Origin of the sequence: Microcystis sp. M179S2, assembly GCF_020245805.1 — a bacterium.
In the GTDB taxonomy this organism is placed as follows: domain Bacteria; phylum Cyanobacteriota; class Cyanobacteriia; order Cyanobacteriales; family Microcystaceae; genus Microcystis; species Microcystis aeruginosa.
In genome coordinates, this window is record NZ_JADBUE010000240.1 from 1 (window position 1) to 21,958 (window position 21,958).

Consider the following 21,958-nt stretch of genomic DNA (forward strand, 5'->3'; position numbering starts at 1 on the left):
CAAAAAAACAGGAATAAGTTATCGAACGGCTTGGAGGTGGTGGAAACAAGGGAATTTAACAGGCTATCAATTGCCTTCTGGTACAATTATCACAACGGATGACAACCCTTCAAAACCCGACGCTGAGTTAAAAGACAACGAATAATAATGTTAGTAGCAGAAAGACACATTATCAAGAAAGGACATCGATTTTGGGCTGAGATAGATAATTGATCTTGGCAGTCTAAAAATCTCTACAACTCAGCCAATTATTTAATCCGACAAAACTTCATTTATGGCCACGGCTATTTGACCTATAATCAGATGGCCTCTCTGAGGTCAAAGACAGAACAGTATCAAGCTTTACCCGCTAAAGTTTCCCAACAAGTTTTAAGAGGATTAGACCGGAACTGGCCATCATTTTTTGCCGCTTCATCGGAGTTTAAAAGTCACCCCGATCAATTTCTGGTCAAACCCAAAATCCCGGGCTATAAGGAGCCAAAAAAAGGACGAAATCTCTTAGTTTACACGATTCAAGCTATAAGCAAAGTAGGTCTTAGGCAAGGAATAGTCAAATTATCAGGTACTTCAACGCCTTGCCGACGAGAGTGGCTGAGGGCATAGTAGAAGTCAGAATAGTTCCTAAATGTGATTGTTATGTAATCGAGGTAATTTATGAGAAAACTGAACAGTTCTTAGCTCCTAATGAAAAGATAGCTGCGATAGATTTAGGCATAGATAATTTGATGGCTGTAACTTCAAATCAACCGGATTTTATCCCTTTGTTGATTAATGGCAGACCGTTAAAAAGCCTGAATCAATTTTATAACCAACGTCGAGCTAAGTTACAATCTCTGTTAAAAGGCAATCGTCAAAGTTCCCAGAGGATTCGCCGTTTAACTCGCTCTCGAAATCAGAAAGTAGATAATTATCTTCATAAAGCTAGTCGTTATTTGGTTAAGCTCTTAGTTGACCAACAAATTACTACTTTAGTTATTGGTAATAATCCAGGGTGGAAACAAGAGGTAAACTTAGGGAAAGTCAATAATCAAAAGTTGGTAACTATTCCTCATGCTCGATTAATTGAGATGATTAGTTATAAATGTCAGTTAGCGGGAATTAAAGTGATTATTCAAGAAGAATCCTATACCTCAGCTTCTAATTTTTTGAATGACGATCCTCTCCCCGTTTATGGACAGATAACTGAAAAGCCAGTGTTTTCAGGAAAAAGAATTTCGCGAGGGTTATATCGTACAGATAAGGGGATTCTGGTTCAATCTGATGTCATAGGTTCCTACAATATTTTACGAAAAGCATTCCCAAATGCGTTTAACCGCTATGGGATAGAGAGGTGCGTAGTTCACCCAAGGAGAATTAATCTCTCGAAGTAAAAGTGAAGGGAATTTCTGAAATGGAATTCAGTCTGTCTATATTTGACTATACTTTTACTAACTATATTGGCGATGATCACTAGAAATTCTTTATTATCAGGTTTGTTTCTGGGTCTGGGTTGGGTTGGCGTTAGCGGCAACCTAGTCTTGGCCCAATTGCCTATCAGTGAGCGTTGTTTAGCGGGGGCTGAATCCTGCGCTTACCAAAAATATCCCCAATACAATCAGCAATTAAACTTTCGCACCAGTCCCCAAATCGAGCAGCGGCGACTGAACACGCTCGAAAATCAATGCGGTAGCATTAATTCCTCTCGTTGTCATAATCTGCGTCCGCAGGTGCAAGAGCTACAGAAAACTCCCACCATGCAGCAATTGCGGGAACAACAGATTAGAATTATCCAAACTCGTTAAAATAGGGGAGATTTGGCTATCTCCCCCCACACCACACCTCGATAAATCCCACAATTAACGCACTTCAAACAAACGATTATCCGGTAAATTACTAATCGCTCGCTGGAGACTATTCAAGGATCTATTGTAATCGACGATCGCCTGTAGATAACGGCTTCTGGCATCGGTTAAATCCCGTTGGGAGTTGATCACATCCGTTTGGGTTCCCACACCCGCCTGAAAGCGTAAACGGGCTAATCGCAGACTTTCCGTGGCGGATTCAATGCTTTTTTGCGAAGTTTTGATGTTTTCTTGGTTAGAAATCAAACTATAGTAGGATTCCTCCACTTGAAGGCGAATTTCATTGCGACGGAGGGAGAATTCCGTATCGGCGCGATCGATATTTCTTTCCGCTTGACGAGCGCGGGCAAAAGCACGACCACCATCAAAGAAAGTCCAACGAATCCGGCCACCGACGCTAAAACCATCGCCAAAACCAGCAGCATCACTGAGATCGTTGAGGACATTATACTCGCCCAGAAGGTCCACTTGGGGAATCACCGCCGAAATAGCGATCGAGCGGTCTTCTGCGCTAATTTCCCGTTGTAAGAGTTGTTGTTCTAATTCCGCGCGATTTTTGTAGGCCAAAACGATACTATCATCAAGACTCAAGCCCCAAGTTCCCGCCTCGCGAATCTCATCGGCAGCGGTTAACTCGATGTGTTGGCCGACACTCAATATCTGTGCCAGTCGCCGTCGGGAAATACGCTGGGTAGAAATCGCCCGGGTTAAGTCTTGGTTAGCGTTGGCTAGGTCAACTTCCGCCTGTAGGACAGCAAATCGGGTTCCTAGTCCCGCTTGCTCCAATAATTGAGCATCTCGTAAACTTTGACTAGCATCTTCGATCGAGGCTTGGGCGATCGCTACTTGGGCATCACCCCTTTGTAATTCATAATAGGCATCGGTGGCATCAAAACGAGTTTGTTCCGAGACTCGTTCCACCTCTAATTCCCGTTGCCGGATCACTTTTTCGGCCCTTTTGATCTGGGCTGCCCGTTCACCCCCTGTATAAACCCCATAGACGATGCGAACACTACCCTGAAGGTTGGTACTATCTTCGGGTGTAACTGCTGGGATGCCCTGTTGACGAGCTAACTCATTCTGTCTTTGGGCAGCTGCCGATTGATCCTGGGTGAGACTGGCCTCTGCGGAGGCCGTGGGTAATAAAGCGGCCTGTTGTTCCTTTAATTGGGCGCGAGCGATTTCTAAATCGACCCTGGCGGTCTGTAAGGTCTGATTATTTTTTAAAGCTAATTCGATCGCTTGATTTAAGGTGAGCGGTTGTACTACCCTAATATTCACCTCGTCCGGTTTGGTGGGAAAAATTAGGGGATTGCCACTAGGATTAAGATAATTAGGGGCCTTGGTATCCGCTTCCGTGGTTGCCGGTGCCGCCGAGGGGCCGGGTAACTGAGAAACTGGATTGGCAGTAGGTCGGGGTTTCTTCAACAAATCCGCAGCGGACTGAGTTTGTGCCTTAACCGAGGATTCAGCCAAGAAAATCAACCCAAGCACCGCACTCACGGTAATACCATAACGCAAGAGCAACATGAGTATCTCGAAAGTAAACAGTAAACGATAAGAAGTAAATAAGCTCACACCACTATGTTGGCCGATTACTAATTACCGATAGTAACACGGGAGCATGAAAGCCACCGTCTTTTAAGCACCGGCTACAATCAGATTCGATTGATTTGGAACGAGACATCAAAACGGCATTAGATTTAGCCCAATACTGATAGGAGGTTCTCTATGGCTACAATTCAGACTTATCCTTGGGATGCAGCAGATCATTTGAAAACAAAAGAAGATATCGCTGCTTATCTGGAAGCTGCCCTCGAAGATGGCGATCCTAGCTTAGTAGTGGCAGCATTAGGGGATATTGCCCGTTCTCAAGGGATGACTCGTATTGCTCGTGAGACGGGTTTGGGACGGGAGAGTCTCTACAAATCTTTGTCGAATCAGGGTAATCGGTGAGTTTGCTACAGTTCTTAAGGTTTTGCAAGCACTTGGGTTACGCCTGCAAGTTGTACCCATTACCTAAAAATCCCTAATCACTAATCCTACTCCATCCCGACGCGGATCGCCCGTAGCGGTTAATTCCCCCCGATCATTCACTGCCACCCCATGCACACCCCCAAAAAACATATTTTGTTCTTGCCACCGGGATACTTGAGTATTTGCGGGTAAAACCAGATTTTTGAGCATATTTTCCCGATCTTCTAAAGGTTCAATTCCTAATTGTTGATTTTCCCAATGTATGCGCGATGCGGCGATCGCAGCGGCTAAAGATTGCCGAAAATCGATTAAATTGCTAATAACCTGCAAGATAGCGGTGCGAATGCGATTGGAACCCCCAGAACCGAGAACAAATCGCGGCTTTCCTTCCTCTAAAATCATCGTCGGGGACATCATTGAGGATAAACGACGATCAACCGGCCAATTGTGAAAACCAAAGGGATTTAAGTCCGCTTCCCCGATCATATTATTGAGCATAATTCCCGTCCCCGGCACGGTATAAGCCGATCCTTCCCCGTTGGAAAAGGTGGCACTGGCGGCATTACCTTCCCCATCGATAACACTAATATGGGTGGTACTGCCCCATTTATTGGGATATTTGCCTAAAAATTCCGACGAGAGGAATTGCTCTTCGATTCCCTCCTGATGGATAAAATTATCGTAGCCTTGAGCGCGCGCTTGATTGGTTAAGGCCATCACTTCCGTTAAAATTTGCAGATGTTTGGCTCCCAGATGCTCTAAAGCCGATAAATTGACTGTTTCTAGTAATTTTAGGGCAAAAGCCAGGAGAATTCCTCCAGAACTAGGAGGCGGATTAGTCAGGATTTCGTAACCTCGATATTGGCTTTTTAGGGGTTTTCTCTCAATGACTTGGTAATGACTTAAATCCTCTAGGGTAAGATAACCGCCCTCCTGCATATCTTTGGCGATTTGGTGGGCGATTTCTCCCTCATAAAAGTCTTTTACACCTTTTTTGCTTAATTCCTCTAAGGTGTTGGCAAAATCCCTCATCACACAGCGATCGCCAGCTTGGAGGAGTTTTCCTTGGGGAGCATAGACTTTTAAACCCTCTCTATCTTTGAGCAGGATCGAAGCGAGTAAACCCAGGCAAAAGCCGTTATATTGGCTCAAAATGTAGCCTTGACGAGCATATTCGATCGCTGGTTCCGCTACCACGGCAAAGGGCAATTTTCCCAGTTTTTTCTGCACTGTTTCCAATCCCCGTAATGCTCCGGTCGTAGCGATCGCACCTCGGCCAATGTGAAAATCTTGACTAGCACCACCAAAATCGATCGCCACTGGGTAAAAGTCGATATTTGTCAAGGGTTTTTTATATTTGGGAGTTTGACAAAAAAAATCAAAAAGGGTATTGACTTTTTCTTTGGTATGTGCTAGTAAAAAACCGCCGCCCCCCGCCGAAGCGAGGGTGAATTCGACCACGAAAGCCGCTAAAATCGAGCCAACTATCCCATCGAAGGCATTTCCGCCCATTTCTAAGATTAATTGTCCAGCTTCGGCAGTTTTTGGATGTCCTGCGGCGATAGCGCCCTTGCTTTTGCGAGTCACTTTGATTCAGTTATCAGTTATCAGTTATCAGTTATCAGTGGGGAGATGGGGGTGTGGGGTGTGGGGAAGTGGGGAAGTGGGGAAGTGGGGAGAAGGGAGAATAAATAGAAATAATCTCCTGTCTCCTGTCTCGGAGTCTCCTGTCTCCTGTCCCCTGAATAGGGCTATTTTTTAAATTGCTTAACCGCTTGATAGATTTCGGGTAAACGCTTGTAAGCGGCTGCTACCTTGAGGAATAACTTATGCGGCATAGCGGGAGAACCAGAAACCACTTCTCCTGCCCCGATATCGTTGTGAATGCCGGTTTGGGCGGTTGCGATCGCACCATCCCCGATCGCCGCTTGATTGGCAATGCCCACCTGTCCCGCTAAAATAACGCGATTGCCCACTTTTACGCCTCCTGCCATGCCTACCTGTCCTGCAAGGGCGCAAGCTTGGCCAATTTGGCAATTATGGGCAATATGGACGAGATTATCGATCTTAGTCTGGCTACCGATGCGGGTTTCTCCCACTGCCGGACGATCCACGGTGCTATTACAGCCAATTTCTACCCCATCTTCCAAGACCACGATACCCGATTGTTCCATCTTAAACCAGCCTTCGGGAACCGGCACAAAACCGAAGCCCTCGGCACCGATAACAGCACCACTGTGGATAACGCAATCATTGCCGATTTGTACCCGTTCATGGATGGTACAGTTAGCGTGGAGAATTGTGCGATCACCAATATGCACCCCGGGGTAAACAACGGCGTTAGGATGAATGCAAACACCATCACCGAGGGTGACATTGGCTTCTACCACGGCATGGGCCCCGATGGCGACTTTATGGCCGATTTTAGCCGATGGATGCACCACGGCGGTGGCGTGAATGTAGGGTTGGGGCTGAAAGGGTTGATAGAATAATTTGATGGCGTGGGCGAATAAAAGTCGGGGATTGGCACTAGCTAACCAAGGGATGCCGCGTTCGTCGGCCTGTTGTTGTAAATTGGCATCCAGGGGCAGAATTAGGGCAGTAGCCTCAGTTTTGGCGACAAAGGCAGCAAATTTTCCCCCTTCGATATAGCTAATGGTATCGACTAGGGCGGTTTCGATGGGAGTTATGGCTTTAATTTGGGGATTTCTGTCGGGATAGGCAGTTAAACTGTGAGCAGAGACTAAAGGGCTTAATTTTTGGGCAATTTCACTAAATTTCATAAATATATATTGCGATCGAGATAGGGCTTATCCTAGGATAGTTTAAAACTATACTGATAATCTTGTCGTTATTATAGTCAAAAAAGTTGCTAGTTTTTTAGGGAATAATCCCTGTTTTCCATTTCAACAAAGCCGATCTCGATCTGGAGCGGTTTTGGGGATAATTTTGCTCTCTCCAAAACCGATTGCTTTTAGTTTTTACTACTCGATCGAGTTAATACAATTGACCCGAACAGTATTAAGGCGATCAGAGTTGATGGTTCGGGAACTGTTTGAAAATCTAGGTTAAAAATTCCTGACTCTCCCCAAGAAAGGCTAAGATATACCAGCTTAAAACTGGCTGAATATTTTCCTGGTCGAGAGGCAAGAAACTTCGGTAAAAAGGAGAAGTTATCACCAGTCCCGATCGCATAGATATCGCCAGCATTAGCTAAAATTGTCTTTCCTAAAGAGTTAGCTACTGTTAATCCATCACTAATCTCTAACAGTTGTAAGGATAGGTTGGCATTACCTAACGACCGATTCCACCGTCCCCCAGAACTGTTAAAAAGAGCTTGTTCTCCCAAGTCAGAGGAATTATTAATAGTTGCCACTGATTGCATCAGTAGATTGCTATATTCCTCCCCAGTGGCAGCACTAACAAAACTATTCTGAAAAATTCCTTTTCCCGCAATTAAGGAGAGAGGAGGCAATCCTGTAGAAGTCTCAGGAATGCGATTATTGCTGTTAGTAGGATTAACTACTGGATTACTAGACGGTCCGGAATAACTGTAAGTGCCGATACCGTGAAAATGAGGGGTTCCCTCTCGGTGAGCAACCAGAAGAGTTAACCGGTTATAGTTAGGATTGGCTAATCCCGCATAGATGCCCCGAGTTAAGGTGATTTGATTATCCACCCCGATATAAAATTCGGGCAAACTCTGACCAATGGCAGGCTCTTCAGCCTTAGCCACCGTTACCAGGGCGAAAGAAAGCGATAAAATGAAGCTAACAGCGATAAATGGATATTTAGGGCTTTTTTCGCCGATTTTATTCCCAGCACAAACTAATCCTACCCCAGAGACCTGTAGAACCATGATTTCTCTCCTTAATTAGAACGATAATCATTATCATTCTAGCGAAAAACCCTTGTTCCGATTCACTTTTGCCAACAAAGTTAATTTAAGTTAACGTGAACAATGCTGTCCCAATAAGTTGCCCGAGCATCTAAAGGGGTCGAGGTGGATCAAGGAACAGGCAACGCCAGAACAGCAGCCGGTTCTCTGGGGATGAGGCCAAATCCCGTCAAAGTTTATCTTGATCAAAAAAGATATAGCGTTTCCTAAGCTAGTGAGGTACACCTATTTTTCTTCCCTTTTGCCTTCTGCCTCTTGCATGAGTGCCTAAAACCCATCACTTTTGTACCTCAGCAGACTGAAAAACGCTATAAACAAAGCTGTACTAGATTTTGCAGTGGGGAATGTGGGTTAAAATAGACCAAGAAAGTTAACAAAAAAATTGTCTCGCTCAAGTCGGCGAAAATCAGCTTATGACCCTTGCGGTGGTGATCGAAAAGTTAAAAAAATCCTACGGTCAGACAGCAGCGGTTAAAGATATCTCCTTTACCGTGGCAGCGGGAGAAATCTTCGGTTTACTCGGTCCCAATGGTGCGGGGAAAACCACCACGATTCGCTGTCTTTGCACCCTTGCTAAACCCGATGGCGGCAAAATCGAGGTGGGGGGTGTCGATGCCCTGAATAACCCCAAATCCGCCCGTAAACGCCTGGGTTACGTTGCCCAAGAAGTCGCCCTCGATAAAATGCTCACCGGCCGGGAACTGTTGCAACTACAAGCGGCTCTCTATCACATTCCCGCTCAAAAGTCAAGAGAGCGCATCAAAGAATTAATAAATCTTTTAGGATTAGAGGAATACGCCGACAAAAAAACGGGAACCTATTCCGGCGGCATCAAAAAACGGCTGGATTTAGCGGCGGGATTACTGCATCAGCCAGAAGTTTTGGTGCTAGATGAACCGACTGTGGGACTCGATATCGAAAGTCGTTTGATTGTCTGGGATTTTCTGCGACAATTGCGGGCGGCCGGAACCAGTGTATTAATTACCAGCCATTATCTCGAAGAAATCGACGCTTTGGCCGATAACTTGGCAATTATCGACAATGGTATCGTCATCGCTCGCGGTACCCCCTCACAACTGAAGGAGCAACTGGGTGGCGATCGCATTACCCTGAAAGTGCGGGAATTTTCCCCAGAGGAAGAAGCTTTCCAAGCGAAAGAATTATTATCCCGTCTGCCTTTTGTCGAGGAAGTAATCGTTAATACCGCCCAGGGTAACTCCCTGAATCTCATCGTCACGGCCAATAGCAATCCTTTAAGCAAAATTGAACAAACCCTAGCCGAATCGGGATTACCCGTGTTTAGCATGGCCCAATCCCGTCCTAGTCTCGATGATGTCTATCTAGCAGCTACCGGACGCACCCTGATGGATGCGGAAATTGCCGCCGCCAGCAGTCGCGACCTGAAGGCGGAGAAAAAACAAGCGATGAAGGAATCCTAGTCCGGCGAGAAAGGCGGTAATATTGCCCAATTGTCCCGTTAAATCATCTATAATTGGACAGATCGACTATCTATCAATCAATATGAAAGATAAACGGGTATTGCTGACCGGCGGTACGGGAGGACTGGGTTTAGGAGTCACTCCGGCGGTTTTACACCATGGCGGTCATCTAACCATGACCTATCGGGAGGAAAGGGAGGTGGGTCGTCTGAAATCTCGGCTGAGTGCGGCGGAATTTGAGCGTATTCGCTTTGTCAGGGTGGATTTAACCCAAGAAACTGCCGTGGCTAGATTAATTGATGATCTCGGTCGGGTCGATGTTTTAATTCATCTAGTCGGGGGTTTTACCATGGGGGCGACGGAGGAGTTTAGCTATGAAGATTGGCTAAAAATGTTCGATTTAAACCTCCATAGCACTTTTTTACTGTGTAAACACTGTTTACGCTCGATGAAACTTCATAATTATGGTCGTATCGTCACTATCGGTTCTCGTGGTGCCGTACAACCGGGGGCAAATTTGGCCGCCTATTGTGCCTCGAAAGCGGCGGTAGTGGCTTTAACCCAAGCGATCGCAGAAGAAACCAAACAGACTAATATTACCGCTAACGTGGTTTTGCCCAGCATTATCGATACTCCGGGCAACCGGGAAGCGATGGGAGAGGCAAATGCCAAGGACTGGGTAAGTCCCCAATCTCTAGCCGAGGTGATCTGTTTTCTGGCAGGGGAAGGAGCTAAGGACTTGCGCGGGGCGGCAATTCCCGTCTATGGTTCCCTGTGAGTGGTTTTTTGTCTTCGGGCTGATACACTGATAACGGCGCTCGCTCTTGCTAAAAATTGGGCTTAATTTATGCTTATTCCGATTCTTATCAGTCTTACTATCTTACTTTTATCCTATCTGCTCGGTTCGATTCCCACGGGTTATTTAATCGGTAAATACAGCAAAGGTATCGATATTCGTGACTATGGTTCCGGTTCCACTGGGGCCACCAATGTGTTGAGAACTCTGGGAAAATCTGCCGGGGCGACGGTATTATTAATTGATATGTTAAAAGGAATGGCGGCGGTGGCTCTGGCACGAGGACTATATTTTATTGATGTCAATCCTCTCCCAGAAAGTTGGTATTACTGGTTAATTATCGGGGCAGCATTGGGGGCAATCATCGGTCATAGTAAATCGATTTTCTTGAATTTTAGTGGTGGTAAATCCGTCGCCACCAGTTTAGGGGTTTTATTAGTGATGAATCCCCTAGTGGCTTGCGGAACTTTGGCGAGTTTTTTAGTTATTCTGGCACTTTTCCGGATTGTTTCTTTAGGTTCGATTATCGGGGCGCTGGTGGTGAATATTTTAATGGTTGTTTTGGGTCAACCTCTCCCCTATATTTTATTTAGTTTGATGGGGGGAATCTATGTGATTGTTCGTCATCAGGGTAATATTAAAAGATTGTTGGCAGGGACGGAACCAAAAATAGGTCAGAAAGTACAGCAATCATCGGAAGTAAGTTAATAACTTTCTCAAGTCAGAATAACCACTGTGAAATGAAGTTGACGGCTCATCAGTTCTTTTATGAATAGGCTAAGACGCATTTTAACCGCCTATCCTTAGATTAGCTAAATCTCCCCCCGACGTCGGGTAGGGTTGGGGGGGTGTTGCCTCTTTCCCCATCTCAACAAGCAATCTTGTCTTTGAGGTTTAATTAAGACTGTCTGCTGTGGTTTTTAACCAAAGGATAAAACTATTAATATCTTCTTGGACTTGTAGCCATGTATTATAATAGTTATTAACCAGATTTTCTAGTTTTTGTTTTTCCAATTCAAAACCGTAGATATTGCGAACAACGTGCCGAAAGCTTAGGTATTCATTAAGTTTATGTACTGTATCTTCTCGTAATACAGCAGGACGATAATCTTGAGGTTTGCTCATACGATTTAATAGCCTTCTATGCCAGTCATAACTAGATGGTAAGCCACCATTTAACTCAGAAGCGATAATTTGAAAAATTCGTTCACATCCTGTATAGAAGTTATGGAGTTTTAGGGCTAAACTTTCGGCACAAATATCGGCTAGTGCCGGGTTGGTTAGCATTTCCGCTTGAACTAAACGCATTTGGCTTTCTAGCCGATTTAATCTATTAACTTCAGTGGCAATATCAAGGGCGATTTCTTGTAATTCACTGGCACTCATCGGACGCATAAAGACATTCTCCTGTTTGCAAAACTCTTTTAAGAAAATGAGGTTCTAAGTCTTCTATAGGCTTTAAATCAATCCAGCGAGCGCTAATTAAATTAACTTTTCCTAAAGCTTGAAAAAAACTTTCTGGGGGTATGCCAGCCACGGCTAGATCAATATCAGAGGTTTCCTGAAATTTACCTTTAACTAGAGAACCAAACAGGATAATTTTTGTAATTGGGAAATTTTCTTTTAAATAATCAATAACTGGCGGGAGATTTTTCCTTGCCTCTTGAGCTAATTTTTGATTATATTCCTGCTGTTCTTTTTGGCGTTTTTGCCAGTATTCAAGATAGGGATTATTGACCGACATAATAATTATAATAGCGAGGATTTAGCTTAACTTTCTGCCCATTGTTCAAAGAAAATTTGAATATCTTTTTCTAAGTTTCTGTAGATTTTTCTTGCCCTGTCTAAATTAACTTTCAATTGCTCATAATCAATATTTGTGCCGTAGGCATGACGAAAAAAGTGCCGAAATCCTCGCAAACTATTTAACAAAGCGGCGGTTTCTGAAGAAATAAAAGCAGGACGAATTCCGGGGATAGGGACAGTCATTCTGTCTGTTTAATAAGGCTGTATGCCATTGCCGAGTATCGGCAATATGATTTTCAAAACAGGTAGCCACTATTTTAAGTAAATCCTCAGTGGCACTGTATAAATTATGGATTTGATAGGCAATGCTTTCTAGGCGAATGACATCATCGGGATTAACACCTTCGGCTCTAACAGCAACTTTACCATCGATGGCTTTGATTAACTGTAATTGAGCATTTATATCAGCTTTCAACAGGATTAGTTGTCGGTTGTCCATAAAATTCCTTCTTCCCGAACGCGGTGGGCAAAATGACAGTTTTTCAGCAGAATAATATCCACCTCTCTCCCCAGATAATAGGAAAGAATACTAATAGCCTCAAAGTGCAGTTCGGGATTGATATTTTCGACGGCAATATCCACATCAGAACCGGGGTGAAATTTATAGGGACGAGTCACGGAGCCAAAGATATAAGCTCGATTAATTCCGTATTTTACCGCATTTTCATGAAGCCATTGTTGAGTTTTTGCCAGCAGGGTTTGTCTTTCCTGTTCTCCTTGAATATCTTTTTCTTTGAGGATTTTATCGAGTTCTGGGGTAGGAAAAGCGCTCATGGGCTTATTTTACCATTGAGTTTAAGTAAGTGGTTCTAATTAAATAGAAGATAGATTGTGCCTTCGATCCCCCCTAACCTTGATCAGGGGGGTGCCGAACTGTTTGGTACTTTATTGATGACGACAATGCCCAATTAGCAAAGGTTTGAGCTATTACCACTACCATAAAATCACTACCTATCTTGATTTAGAGGATTTTTTCTAAACCGTAGACGAGGGATTGCAGCTGAGTAACTTTGCGGATAGAGAGGAGAACCCCCGGCATATAACAGGAGCGATCGCTGGTATCATGACGAAGGGTATAGATTTCCCCGGGGGAACCGAAAATGACTTCTTGGTGGGCAATTAAACCGGGTAGACGCACGCTATGAATACGGATGTTCTCAGCAGTTAAACCGCCTCTAGCGCCGGGGATAGTTTCTTTTTCGGAAACTTGGGCAGGATTAAAGGTTTTACCTAATTCGGCCAGTAATTCGGCGGTTTTAATGGCCGTTCCACTGGGTGCGTCTGCTTTTTGATTGTGATGCAGTTCGATAATTTCCACATGATCAAAGTAGCGGGATGCTTGCAGGGCAGCCTGTTGTAGTAAAACCATGCCAATGGAAAAATTGGGGATAACTAAACAGCCGGTGCTGGCTTTTTCGGCAAATTCGGCTAAATCTTGCAGTTGTGCCGGCGATAATCCCGTAGTTCCCACCACGGGACGCACTCCATAGGCGATCGCACTGCGGGTATTGTCATAAACACCGTCGGGATGGGTAAAATCCACCATCACCCCTTGCACTTTTTCCTGAGTTGCCAGGACTAAAACACTCTGCAAATCGTCGAGAATCGGCACTTCTAGGGGTTCACAACCGGCCACTTCCCCCACATCTTGACCTCGAAAAGCTGGATTTCGATCCACTGCACCCACTAAGATCATATCGTCGGCACGAGCAACGGCTTTAATGACTTCCCGTCCCATTTTACCGGCTGCACCGTTGACAACTACAGGAATCGGTCCTCTATTTTCGGTCATGGTTAATTATTCTCCTTATATATAACCTGAGTTCGGGATAAGAAAAGGGAGAAGTGATATGCTGAAAAACAGAAAACCATTCAGCCACCTTGCCCTAGGGTTAGTATAGATGCTTTATTCTGTCCTGTCGATGATTTTTGCCAATAATTTGCACCTCAATGCTCAAAAAGCTTACTTGCTTATGGACTGAAGACTCGACAACGAAAAATAAGCTTATGTCTGGGGGAAATTATGACGATTTTAATCGCTTTTCATACGGCGGATTCAGGCTCAGTCTGGTACATCTTCTAATTTGATTCCTTTTTGCCTCTATCTCAAACATTGCTGCTGATGCGTTTCAAATTTGAATTGGCGTACCAAGATTGGCCATCTCAAAACTTGGAAAACCGCAAAAGCCCTCAATTTTTAGGGATTGTAACATGAGTGATTACCCCGGATTTTCAGTTATTAAATCTAGTTTATCTCAACCCCAGAAAACACCTCAATTAATGACAGAGCAGCACCAGGGCGATACCGATACCTAAGCTTAAACCGACCAGCACTTGAAAAGGAGTATGACCAATTAATTCCTTTAAACGTTCCTCGTTAAATTCCTTGCCCTCCTGGAACATTTCATCGATAATTTGATTGAGAATCCGGGCCTGTTTTCCTGCTGCCTGACGCACTCCAGCCGCATCATACATAACAATAACCGCAAAAAGCGCGGCGATGGCAAATTCGGAACTAGACCAACCCATCTGTAATCCTACCCCAGTAGCCAAGGCCCCCACCAGCGCCGAGTGAGCGCTAGGCATTCCTCCCGACGAGACTAGATAGCGCAGACTCACCTTACCATCGCGGATTAACTCAATCAGCGCTTTTAGTCCCTGGGCAGTGAAACAAGCTAAAAGAGAGACTAGCAGTATTTGATTGTGTAACACCTGCTCGAAGTCCTGCATAATCTCGTTCGTTTAATTTAATTTTTACGATTAACAATATACTCGGCGATGGCCCGTAAAGGTTCAGCGGCCTCATCGTAGCCACTCAATTCACCGATGGCACTATCTATTAACTGTTGAGCTTGCTGGCGGGACTCTTCTATCCCCCAGAGACTAGGATAGGTGGCTTTTTGTGCCTGTAGATCCTTACCGGCGGTTTTGCCCAATTCCTCCTTTGTCGCCGTGATATCGAGAACATCATCGATAATTTGGAAAGCCAAGCCAATATTTTGAGCGTAACGGGCTAATTTAGCTATATCTTCCGCTTTTGCCCCCGCTAAAACTGCCCCCGACACCACAGAAGTCTCCAACAGGGACCCGGTTTTCTGAGTATGGATAAAACCGAGAGTTTCCGCCGAAATATCGGGTTTTCCTGCGGATTCCAAGTCTAAAACCTGACCCCCCACTAAACCCGCTGCCCCGACCGTGCGACCTAAACGGGCAATTACCTCTAAAATCTGTAGGGGAGGTACATTACGAGTCTGGGTAGCCACATACTCGAAAGCGTAGGCCAGGAGACCATCCCCGGCTAAAATAGCGATATCTTCGCCAAAAACCTTGTGATTGGTTAATTTCCCGCGTCGGTAATCATCGTTATCCATGGCGGGTAAATCGTCATGAATTAATGACATAGTGTGAATCATTTCTAGGGCGCAAGCGGTGGGTAAAGCCATCTCTAGGGAACCCCCCATCAATTCACAGGTAGCCAGACATAAAATCGGCCGCAGACGTTTGCCACCGGCGAGGAGAGAATAGCGCATCGCCTCGTAGATTTTGGCAGGATTGCCGATAACTAAAGAGCTATCTAAAGCTGACTCGACAATTAACCGCTTTTCCTCCAGATAGGAAGCCAGAGAAAAGCTCTCGTTTTTCCTCACTTCTACTCCTCGTTCGCCCCTAGTAACCATGTCTTTTTGTCTTGAACCGACTGCTTTTAAAACTATATCAGGAAACTCCACCTCGATCGGAATTAAACTGGCTGCTCCCTTGTCCCCTAAGCTGTTGACTATCTAAATTACTCCTTCAGACTGCATGGCAGCACCGGAGTTGACAGTCTGAACATTTGTACTAAAATTTCCCAGGCGGAGATGGGCCACTTTTCTTTTCTGATGCCTATTTTCTCTTTTAACCTGAAAAAATACATCCCTCAGCCCAGTCCAGGAATTGGCGAAAAACGGGCGATATAATTGAATTTCACCGCAGTTATCCCGGGAGATGCTAAAGTTTTGATGATTCGGTCAAACTTCCGTTTTCTTAGCTTGCGGTTGAGAAATTTCTCGATTAGCCTAGAATTAGGATTATCCTAGGAATATATTGTATGCTGCCAGGGCAAATTTTAGGCGATCGATACCAAATCCAAAGTCAGTTAGGTAAACAAACCGGAAGACGCACTTTTCTCGCCCAAGATCTAAAAACGGGTACTACTGTTGTCGTCAAATTATTAATCTTCAGTCCCGATTTTGAATGGACAGATTTAAAACTTTTTGAACGGGAGGCCGCAACTCTTAAACATCTAGATTGTCGCTCGATTCCTGAATATATCGACTATTTTGAAGTTCGCACCGATACCTATCAAGGTTTTGCCCTTGTTCAGAGTTATATCGAGGCTAAATCTCTCAAGGAACAGGTAGAAACCGGTCGCAAATTTACTGAAGCAGACCTACAAGAATTAGCTAAATCTATCCTAGGTATTTTAATTTATCTCCATGGACTTAACCCGCCAATTATCCACCGGGATTTGAAACCTAGTAATATCTTATTAAAAGATCGATCGGGCCATAGTATCGGCAATGTTTATTTAATTGATTTTGGTTCTGTCCAGACTGTTGCCCAACAGGAACAGGCTACTTTAACTATCGTCGGAACCTACGGTTATATGCCCCCTGAACAATTCGGTGGTCGCACCGTTGCCGCTTCTGATTTATACAGTTTAGGAGCGACTTTAATCTATCTAGCTACAGGCATTCATCCCGCCGATTTACCCCAAAAAGATGGCAAAATTCAATTAAATAATTTAGCCAATTTAAGCCCTGCTTTTGTTCATTGGTTGGGGCAGTTAATTGAACCTAGTATCGAGAAAAGGTTTATTTCAGCACAGGCAGCAAATCAAGCTTTAAATACTCTCCACGAAATTCAATTAACTTCCTCGAACCTTGAAAAACCCGCAGGGAGTCGGGTACAGTTGCAAAAAAGCGAGGAGAAAATTAAAATATCTTTACCTCCCGAAGGTTTTACCCCTAAATTAATTTATCTTGGAACCTTTGCTATCGCTTGGAACGCTTTTTTATTAGTATGGACAGGAGGAGCAGTTTCCATTCCTCTGTGGATAAGTTGGTTTTTTCTGCTCTTTTCCTTGCCTTTTTGGTTTGTGGGTTTAGGAATGCTTTACCAGATTATTTATTGTCTCAAAGGGGAGGAAATTATCACTATTAATAGTCAAGAAATTGTTGCCATTCAGCGAATTTGGGGTTTGACACTTCCGGGCAAAAATAAAATGGCACGGCAACATATTAATAAACTGGTGAAAGCTGATAGTTATCATAGCCAAGATGGTGATGGCGATCGAGTTTATGTACCGATGGCTTTAACTATTTGGGTGGGGACTAAAGAATATACTATTAGCAGTAAGACAAAAGCCTATCTGAGTCAACCCGAAATTGAATGGTTAGCAGCGGAATTAAGCCAATGGCTAGGAATGCCAATTACTAATAAGTAGCCAGTTACAATCAGCTTTTTTCTCCCTTCTCCCCACTCCCCCACGGATTACTGTTTACTGCTTACTGATAACTGAAAAATCTCCCCACTCCCCACTTCCCACCCCCTGATATGGACGAACTGTCTGTGATCGGTGTAAAATTTTATGAAGAGTCTCGGCTTTTTTCTCCCTTTTCCTGAGAAATCCCCCAGAGCCAGTGACTAAGATCAAAATTGTGCATCCCATCGATAATTAAGTTTATGAGCGCCACTATTACCGTAGAAAAACGCAAATTAGAAAAACCCCCTTTAGAACTGCATTATCTCGGCGATCGAGTCCTGCGTCAACCGGCCAAGCGGATTGCTAAGGTCGATGACAGCATTCGCCAATTAGCCAAAGAAATGCTGCAAACTATGTATAGTTCCAATGGTATCGGTTTAGCGGCTCCCCAAGTGGCAGTCAATAAACAATTGATTGTCATCGATTGTGAAACCGATAAACCGGAAAATCCGCCCCTAATTCTGATTAATCCCCAAATTATCGGTTATAGTCGGGAATTGTGCAAAGCGGAAGAGGGTTGTTTGAGTATTCCCGATGTGTTTTTAGATGTCATCCGTCCCCAAGCGATCGAAGTGAGTTATAAAGATGAACAGGGGAAACCGCGAAAACTGCAAGCTAACGGTTTACTAGCGCGGGCAATTCAACACGAAATGGATCATCTTAATGGTGTCATGTTCGTCGATAGAGTAGATAACGATTTGGCACTCAATGAAGAATTAAAAAAACACGGTTTTTCCGTGCAAGCGGTGAAACCCGTCGAGAAAGTGACAAAATAAAGGCATTAGTTAATTTAGGTGAGGAGTGAAGATGACCCCGAAAAGCGGCGTTTTATTGTTATTATCCTGTATTGCAGCGATCGCTGGTGTGGGTTGTGTCTTTGAAATTAGTTCGGGAGAACCGGATTTAGGCAATACCACCACTGGCCTAATTCTAGCGGCAAGTGTACCATTAACAGCCCTATTTTTTTGGGCGGCGGTTAAAGACACGAGAGCCAATTACAAATAGAATAACTTCCCCTCGGTTGCAGAAGAGAGAATTTATTTCTCTCTTTTGTTTGTTTTAACTACAGGACAAATTGCCAGAAAAAGTTACTACTTTTGAGGACTTTAAGTAGCTGGTTATAATTAAATTAAAAATAGTTTTTAGGTTCGATACCCCCTTAGTACTAGGGTTGATTCATAGTAGGGTTGATTCATGAATCAACCCTACCCTTAGTCCCCCGTTGATAAGGGTGGTGTCTGATAATTTTTAACGCCTACCTACTTATCATCTTTCATGACAATCAATTATCTGCCGACCGGTGAAAATCTGATTAGGTAAAGATTTCCCCCCTCTCTCCTCTATCCGCAATCTAGAATGATAAAATAGGTGAAGTTCAAAGCATCATTCATTAGCTATGACCACAACCCACAAAGTAGAAATTTCTCATTTAGGAAAAATACAAACGATCGAAGTTAGGGAAGATCAAACTATACTACAAGCAGCCTACGATGCGGGGATTGACTTACCCAGTTCTTGCAATGCGGGCGTATGTACTACCTGCGCCGCTCAACTTTCCCAGGGTAGCGTTGAACAAGGTGAGGGCATGGGATTATCCCCCGACCTGCAAAAAGAAGGCTATGCTTTGTTATGTGTGGCCTATCCTCGCTCGGATATTAAACTGGAATCTGGCAAGGAAGAAGTAGTTTATCAACGTCAATTCGGAAAACCCTAGGCCAAACTGGGGTTAAGATGAGAAATTTTCGGGGGTTTCCCCCCAAAAAAACAGATTTTGAGCCAATAGAACCAGCAAACCCTAACTAATAGCCGAATGCTGACTAATAAGGGGGAACTTTTCCTCTCTACCCTTGAGGGCTGCTTTCATGAAACCAGAAAAGAGAGGATGAGCTTTATTGGGACGAGAGCGAAATTCGGGGTGAAATTGGGTAGCAATAAAGAAAGGATGTTTTGGTAGTTCGATAATTTCCACCAAACGACCATCAGGAGAAGTGCCACTCACCAGATAACCAGTCTCGAAAAAGAGACTACGATAGGCATTATTAAACTCGTAACGGTGACGATGGCGCTCATAGATAACCTCTTGACCGTAGAGGGAGAAAGCCAGACTATCGGGATTTAAACGGCAGGGATAGAGACCTAAGCGCATTGTTCCCCCTAAATCCACCACATCTGCCTGTTCTGGCAGTAAATTAATCACTGGATTGGGTGTATCCTCTTCAAATTCGGAACTATTGGCCCTTTCTAATCGGGCCACATTGCGACCCCATTCGATAATCGAACACTGCATCCCTAAACAGAGACCCAAGAAAGGAATATTATTGACCCTAGCATACTCGATCGCCTTAATTTTGCCATCCACACCCCTAATACCAAAACCACCGGGTACAACAATACCGTCAACACCGCTTAAATGAGCTTCGGCCGAATCGTTATCCACATCTTCAGCACTTACCCAACGCAATTCTATCTCGCTATCAAGGGCAATAGCAGCGTGTTTCAAGGCCTCTACCACCGAGAGATAAGCATCCCCCAACTGCACATATTTACCAACGATAGCTATCTCTAATTTTTGACTAGGGGATTGCATCTGTCGGATGAGATTTTCCCACTCCTCCAGATGGGGGTATCGGGGACCCAGGTTTAATAATTCTAGGGTTTGTTGCGCTAATCCCTCTTTTTCCAGATTAAGAGGCACTTCGTAGATACTGCTGGCATCCTGAGCAGTAATCACCGATTCCACCGGCACATCACAGAAAGCTGAGAGTTTTTCTTTTAACCCCGGTTGTAGGGGTAGATGACAACGACAGACTAACACATCCGGTTGAATGCCGATCGATCTTAATTCCTTGACCGAGTGTTGCGTCGGTTTAGTTTTCATCTCCTTAGCGGCCGGAATCCAAGGAATTAGGGTAACGTGCATATAAACCACGTTATTTCGACCTACATCCTTCCTAAATTGCCTAATTGCTTCTAAAAAAGGCAGAGATTCGATATCTCCCACCGTACCACCAATTTCTGTGATGACAATATCGGGGTTGGTATCCTTGGCTACCCGGAGAATCCTTTCCTTGATTTCGTTGGTAATATGGGGAATTACCTGCACGGTTCCCCCCATATAAGCACCACGGCGCTCTTTATTCAATACCGCTTGATAAATCGAGCCAGTAGTCACGCTATTGAGACGGGAGAGTTCCGTATCGGTAAAACGTTCGTAGTGGCCAAGGTCGAGGTCGGTTTCGGCCCCATCATCGGTGACAAATACCTCTCCGTGTTGAAAAGGACTCATCGTACCCGGATCCACGTTGATATAGGGGTCTAATTTCAGAATTGAGACGGAATAATCCCGACTTTTCAACAATCTTCCCAAACTAGCAGCGACAATCCCTTTCCCAATACTGGAGACGACTCCCCCAGTAACAAAGACAAATTTACTCATAAAATTTTTCCTGCGATCGATTATACCTAGCAAGGGGTGAGAGTTTTCGGGATGGGGCGGTGTCATTTTCCCAGATTTCATTATAACTGGATGATCTATACCCCGATCCTCGTTTTAACTCCCTCTCGAAAATCTATTGCACCACAGCCTTTAGTCACCTTCATCCCGATCATGTAAATTTTCCGCTACAATCGAGAGTACTAAGACTCAGGCAATTGTAAAGTAATATTAATGATAGATTTTAATACCCTCGCTGAATTTTCCCGCAACTATTGCGTCTCGATTTGTGCCTTTTTAGTACCCGCTAACTTAGTAACCACCCTTTTAACGGTTCTTTTTCTCTATTTCGGTCGTCCTACCCGTCAAATCTTCCCCATTGCTTCCCTAGCTTTGTTGTTCGCTGTCACCATGTTTCTCCACGTCGCCACTTGGTTAATGATTGGTGTGGTTATGGCCCCCACTTTTATCCTCTTTGGACTAGGTTTAACCTGTTTTGTGATCAATTTTCAAGCCATCAGCGATCGCCAAAGCTTGGAACAGTTATTACACACCGGGATTAATCGTCTGGCCCGCTCTTTCAACTAAGGAAAAGCGCCAAGACTTCCCACTTCCCACTTCCCACATAGTTGAACCAATAGGCTAATCTTGATGCGTCCAAGAGCGATGAGCCAGACGCAAACCCCAATCGAGCAGATAACCAATCGCGCCAATAACGAGAATCACTGCCATCAACTCTGAATAAGCGAGTCGATCGCGTGTATCGAGAATATAATAACCCAAACCCGCACTAACCCCCAGCATTTCCGCCGGGACAAGAACGATCCAGATAATACCGATAGCCAAACGGAAACCAGTTAAGAGATGGGAGAGGATCGCAGGCAGAATAATCTGGAAAACCGTTTCCCCTCGGGTAGCACAGAGACTGCGGGCTAAAGTCAACCAAGAGCGATCAACCGCATTAACCCCAGCAGCCGTATTGAGAAGGATCGGCCAGATGGCCGCCACCGTCAGCAAAAAATACACGGGTAGATCACCAATGCCCAAAACCATCACCGCTAAAGGCATCCAAGAAAGGGGCGAAATCATGCGTAGAAATTGAAATAGCTGGACTTCCCCGTTGACAAAAAGCCATAACCTATGCTGTAGGAGGGATTAAGAGAATTTCTGATGCCCCGTTACTGGGTACAAATCAGGGAAACTCCCAATAAATCTAACGCTTTTTGTTGCAGTTGGGTCGGTCG

The 21,958-nt window shown here is 44.5% G+C and carries 23 protein-coding genes and 2 pseudogenes; 11 read left to right on the forward strand and 14 right to left on the reverse strand.

Going from position 1 to position 21,958, the window contains the following annotated elements; genetic code table 11:
* Positions 1-147: 147 nt before the first annotated feature.
* Positions 148-1,370: pseudogene (locus IM500_RS14880) on the forward strand (RNA-guided endonuclease InsQ/TnpB family protein).
* Between the two features lie 72 nt (positions 1,371-1,442).
* Positions 1,443-1,781 (forward strand): hypothetical protein, encoded by a 339-nt coding sequence (locus IM500_RS14885; protein ID WP_287738829.1) that lies wholly within the window; start codon positions 1,443-1,445, stop codon positions 1,779-1,781.
* 54 nt (positions 1,782-1,835) lie between these two features.
* Here IM500_RS14885 and IM500_RS14890 read toward each other — a convergent pair whose 3' ends face one another.
* Positions 1,836-3,371 carry a TolC family protein gene (locus tag IM500_RS14890; protein WP_190723417.1) on the reverse strand — a complete coding sequence of 512 codons (1,536 nt, stop codon included), beginning with the start codon at positions 3,369-3,371 and terminating at the stop codon, positions 1,836-1,838.
* A gap of 201 nt (positions 3,372-3,572) precedes the next feature.
* Here IM500_RS14890 and IM500_RS14895 point away from each other — a divergent pair, with 201 nt between their 5' ends.
* Entirely contained in the window at positions 3,573-3,797 is a 225-nt protein-coding gene (locus tag IM500_RS14895; RefSeq protein ID WP_242034742.1) for an addiction module antidote protein, read from the forward strand.
* A gap of 63 nt (positions 3,798-3,860) precedes the next feature.
* On the opposite strand, the gene ggt is transcribed toward IM500_RS14895, so the two are convergent.
* From ggt to IM500_RS14910, 3 genes are all read right to left on the reverse strand, one after another.
* Positions 3,861-5,405 carry a gamma-glutamyltransferase gene (ggt, locus tag IM500_RS14900; protein ID WP_287738831.1) on the reverse strand — a complete coding sequence of 515 codons (1,545 nt, stop codon included), beginning with the start codon at positions 5,403-5,405 and terminating at the stop codon, positions 3,861-3,863.
* 164 nt (positions 5,406-5,569) lie between these two features.
* On the reverse strand, positions 5,570-6,601 hold the full coding sequence (lpxD, locus tag IM500_RS14905) for a UDP-3-O-(3-hydroxymyristoyl)glucosamine N-acyltransferase (protein WP_190723305.1): 1,032 nt from the start codon (positions 6,599-6,601) through the stop codon (positions 5,570-5,572).
* Positions 6,602-6,792: 191 nt separating this feature from the next.
* Positions 6,793-7,677, reverse strand: coding sequence for an all3515 family Zur-repressed PEP-CTERM protein (locus tag IM500_RS14910; RefSeq protein WP_287738834.1), 885 nt, complete (start codon positions 7,675-7,677; stop codon positions 6,793-6,795).
* A gap of 452 nt (positions 7,678-8,129) precedes the next feature.
* Here IM500_RS14910 and IM500_RS14915 point away from each other — a divergent pair, with 452 nt between their 5' ends.
* From IM500_RS14915 to plsY, 3 genes are all read left to right on the forward strand, one after another.
* Positions 8,130-9,155: an ABC transporter ATP-binding protein gene (locus IM500_RS14915; RefSeq protein WP_190723303.1), complete on the forward strand. Its 1,026-nt coding sequence runs from the start codon at positions 8,130-8,132 to the stop codon at positions 9,153-9,155.
* 82 nt (positions 9,156-9,237) lie between these two features.
* On the forward strand, positions 9,238-9,933 hold the full coding sequence (gene fabG, locus IM500_RS14920) for a 3-oxoacyl-ACP reductase FabG (RefSeq protein WP_002798601.1): 696 nt from the start codon (positions 9,238-9,240) through the stop codon (positions 9,931-9,933).
* A gap of 69 nt (positions 9,934-10,002) precedes the next feature.
* Positions 10,003-10,659, forward strand: coding sequence for a glycerol-3-phosphate 1-O-acyltransferase PlsY (gene plsY / locus IM500_RS14925; protein ID WP_502882360.1), 657 nt, complete (start codon positions 10,003-10,005; stop codon positions 10,657-10,659).
* A 186-nt stretch (positions 10,660-10,845) separates the two neighbouring features.
* Here plsY and IM500_RS14930 read toward each other — a convergent pair whose 3' ends face one another.
* From IM500_RS14930 to crtE, 8 genes are all read right to left on the reverse strand, one after another.
* Complete coding sequence (locus IM500_RS14930) at positions 10,846-11,346, reverse strand: ribonuclease toxin HepT-like protein (protein WP_002767902.1); 501 nt, start codon at positions 11,344-11,346, stop codon at positions 10,846-10,848.
* Positions 11,324-11,695 carry a nucleotidyltransferase family protein gene (locus IM500_RS14935; protein WP_012264857.1) on the reverse strand — a complete coding sequence of 124 codons (372 nt, stop codon included), beginning with the start codon at positions 11,693-11,695 and terminating at the stop codon, positions 11,324-11,326. The genes IM500_RS14930 and IM500_RS14935 overlap by 23 nt, the downstream gene beginning before the upstream one ends.
* A gap of 26 nt (positions 11,696-11,721) precedes the next feature.
* Complete coding sequence (locus IM500_RS14940; protein WP_341275525.1) at positions 11,722-11,940, reverse strand: ribonuclease toxin HepT-like protein; 219 nt, start codon at positions 11,938-11,940, stop codon at positions 11,722-11,724.
* Positions 11,873-12,196 carry a ribonuclease toxin HepT-like protein gene (locus tag IM500_RS14945; RefSeq protein WP_242034740.1) on the reverse strand — a complete coding sequence of 108 codons (324 nt, stop codon included), beginning with the start codon at positions 12,194-12,196 and terminating at the stop codon, positions 11,873-11,875. Before IM500_RS14945 ends, IM500_RS14940 begins: the two co-directional genes overlap by 68 nt.
* Positions 12,178-12,531 (reverse strand): nucleotidyltransferase family protein, encoded by a 354-nt coding sequence (locus IM500_RS14950; RefSeq protein ID WP_190723299.1) that lies wholly within the window; start codon positions 12,529-12,531, stop codon positions 12,178-12,180. The genes IM500_RS14945 and IM500_RS14950 overlap by 19 nt, the downstream gene beginning before the upstream one ends.
* A gap of 187 nt (positions 12,532-12,718) precedes the next feature.
* Positions 12,719-13,549 (reverse strand): 4-hydroxy-tetrahydrodipicolinate reductase, encoded by an 831-nt coding sequence (gene dapB, locus IM500_RS14955; RefSeq protein WP_190723297.1) that lies wholly within the window; start codon positions 13,547-13,549, stop codon positions 12,719-12,721.
* A 485-nt stretch (positions 13,550-14,034) separates the two neighbouring features.
* Complete coding sequence (locus tag IM500_RS14960; RefSeq protein WP_287738837.1) at positions 14,035-14,487, reverse strand: divergent PAP2 family protein; 453 nt, start codon at positions 14,485-14,487, stop codon at positions 14,035-14,037.
* A gap of 17 nt (positions 14,488-14,504) precedes the next feature.
* Positions 14,505-15,434, reverse strand: coding sequence for a geranylgeranyl diphosphate synthase CrtE (gene crtE / locus IM500_RS14965; RefSeq protein ID WP_190723295.1), 930 nt, complete (start codon positions 15,432-15,434; stop codon positions 14,505-14,507).
* A 410-nt stretch (positions 15,435-15,844) separates the two neighbouring features.
* On the opposite strand from crtE, the gene IM500_RS14970 reads away from it, so the two are divergent.
* From IM500_RS14970 to IM500_RS14985, 4 genes are all read left to right on the forward strand, one after another.
* Positions 15,845-17,242: a serine/threonine protein kinase gene (locus IM500_RS14970; protein ID WP_287738839.1), complete on the forward strand. Its 1,398-nt coding sequence runs from the start codon at positions 15,845-15,847 to the stop codon at positions 17,240-17,242.
* A 239-nt stretch (positions 17,243-17,481) separates the two neighbouring features.
* Positions 17,482-18,057: a peptide deformylase gene (gene def / locus IM500_RS14975; RefSeq protein ID WP_190723291.1), complete on the forward strand. Its 576-nt coding sequence runs from the start codon at positions 17,482-17,484 to the stop codon at positions 18,055-18,057.
* 31 nt (positions 18,058-18,088) lie between these two features.
* Entirely contained in the window at positions 18,089-18,286 is a 198-nt protein-coding gene (locus IM500_RS14980) for a hypothetical protein (RefSeq protein WP_002731987.1), read from the forward strand.
* A gap of 391 nt (positions 18,287-18,677) precedes the next feature.
* A complete protein-coding gene (locus IM500_RS14985) occupies positions 18,678-18,995 on the forward strand; it encodes a 2Fe-2S iron-sulfur cluster-binding protein (protein WP_002732025.1) in 318 nt (105 codons plus the stop codon).
* A gap of 81 nt (positions 18,996-19,076) precedes the next feature.
* Here the strand turns inward: IM500_RS14985 and pyrG are convergent, their stop codons facing one another.
* Positions 19,077-20,717, reverse strand: a complete 1,641-nt coding sequence (gene pyrG, locus IM500_RS14990; protein WP_190723289.1) for a glutamine hydrolyzing CTP synthase — start codon at positions 20,715-20,717, stop codon at positions 19,077-19,079.
* A gap of 231 nt (positions 20,718-20,948) precedes the next feature.
* Between pyrG and IM500_RS14995 the strand changes: the two genes are divergently transcribed.
* Positions 20,949-21,302, forward strand: a complete 354-nt coding sequence (locus IM500_RS14995) for a hypothetical protein (RefSeq protein WP_190723287.1) — start codon at positions 20,949-20,951, stop codon at positions 21,300-21,302.
* A 54-nt stretch (positions 21,303-21,356) separates the two neighbouring features.
* Here the strand turns inward: IM500_RS14995 and IM500_RS15000 are convergent.
* A pseudogene (locus IM500_RS15000) lies at positions 21,357-21,821 on the reverse strand (ABC transporter permease); the annotation flags it as partial.
* Positions 21,822-21,958: the final 137 nt, after the last annotated feature.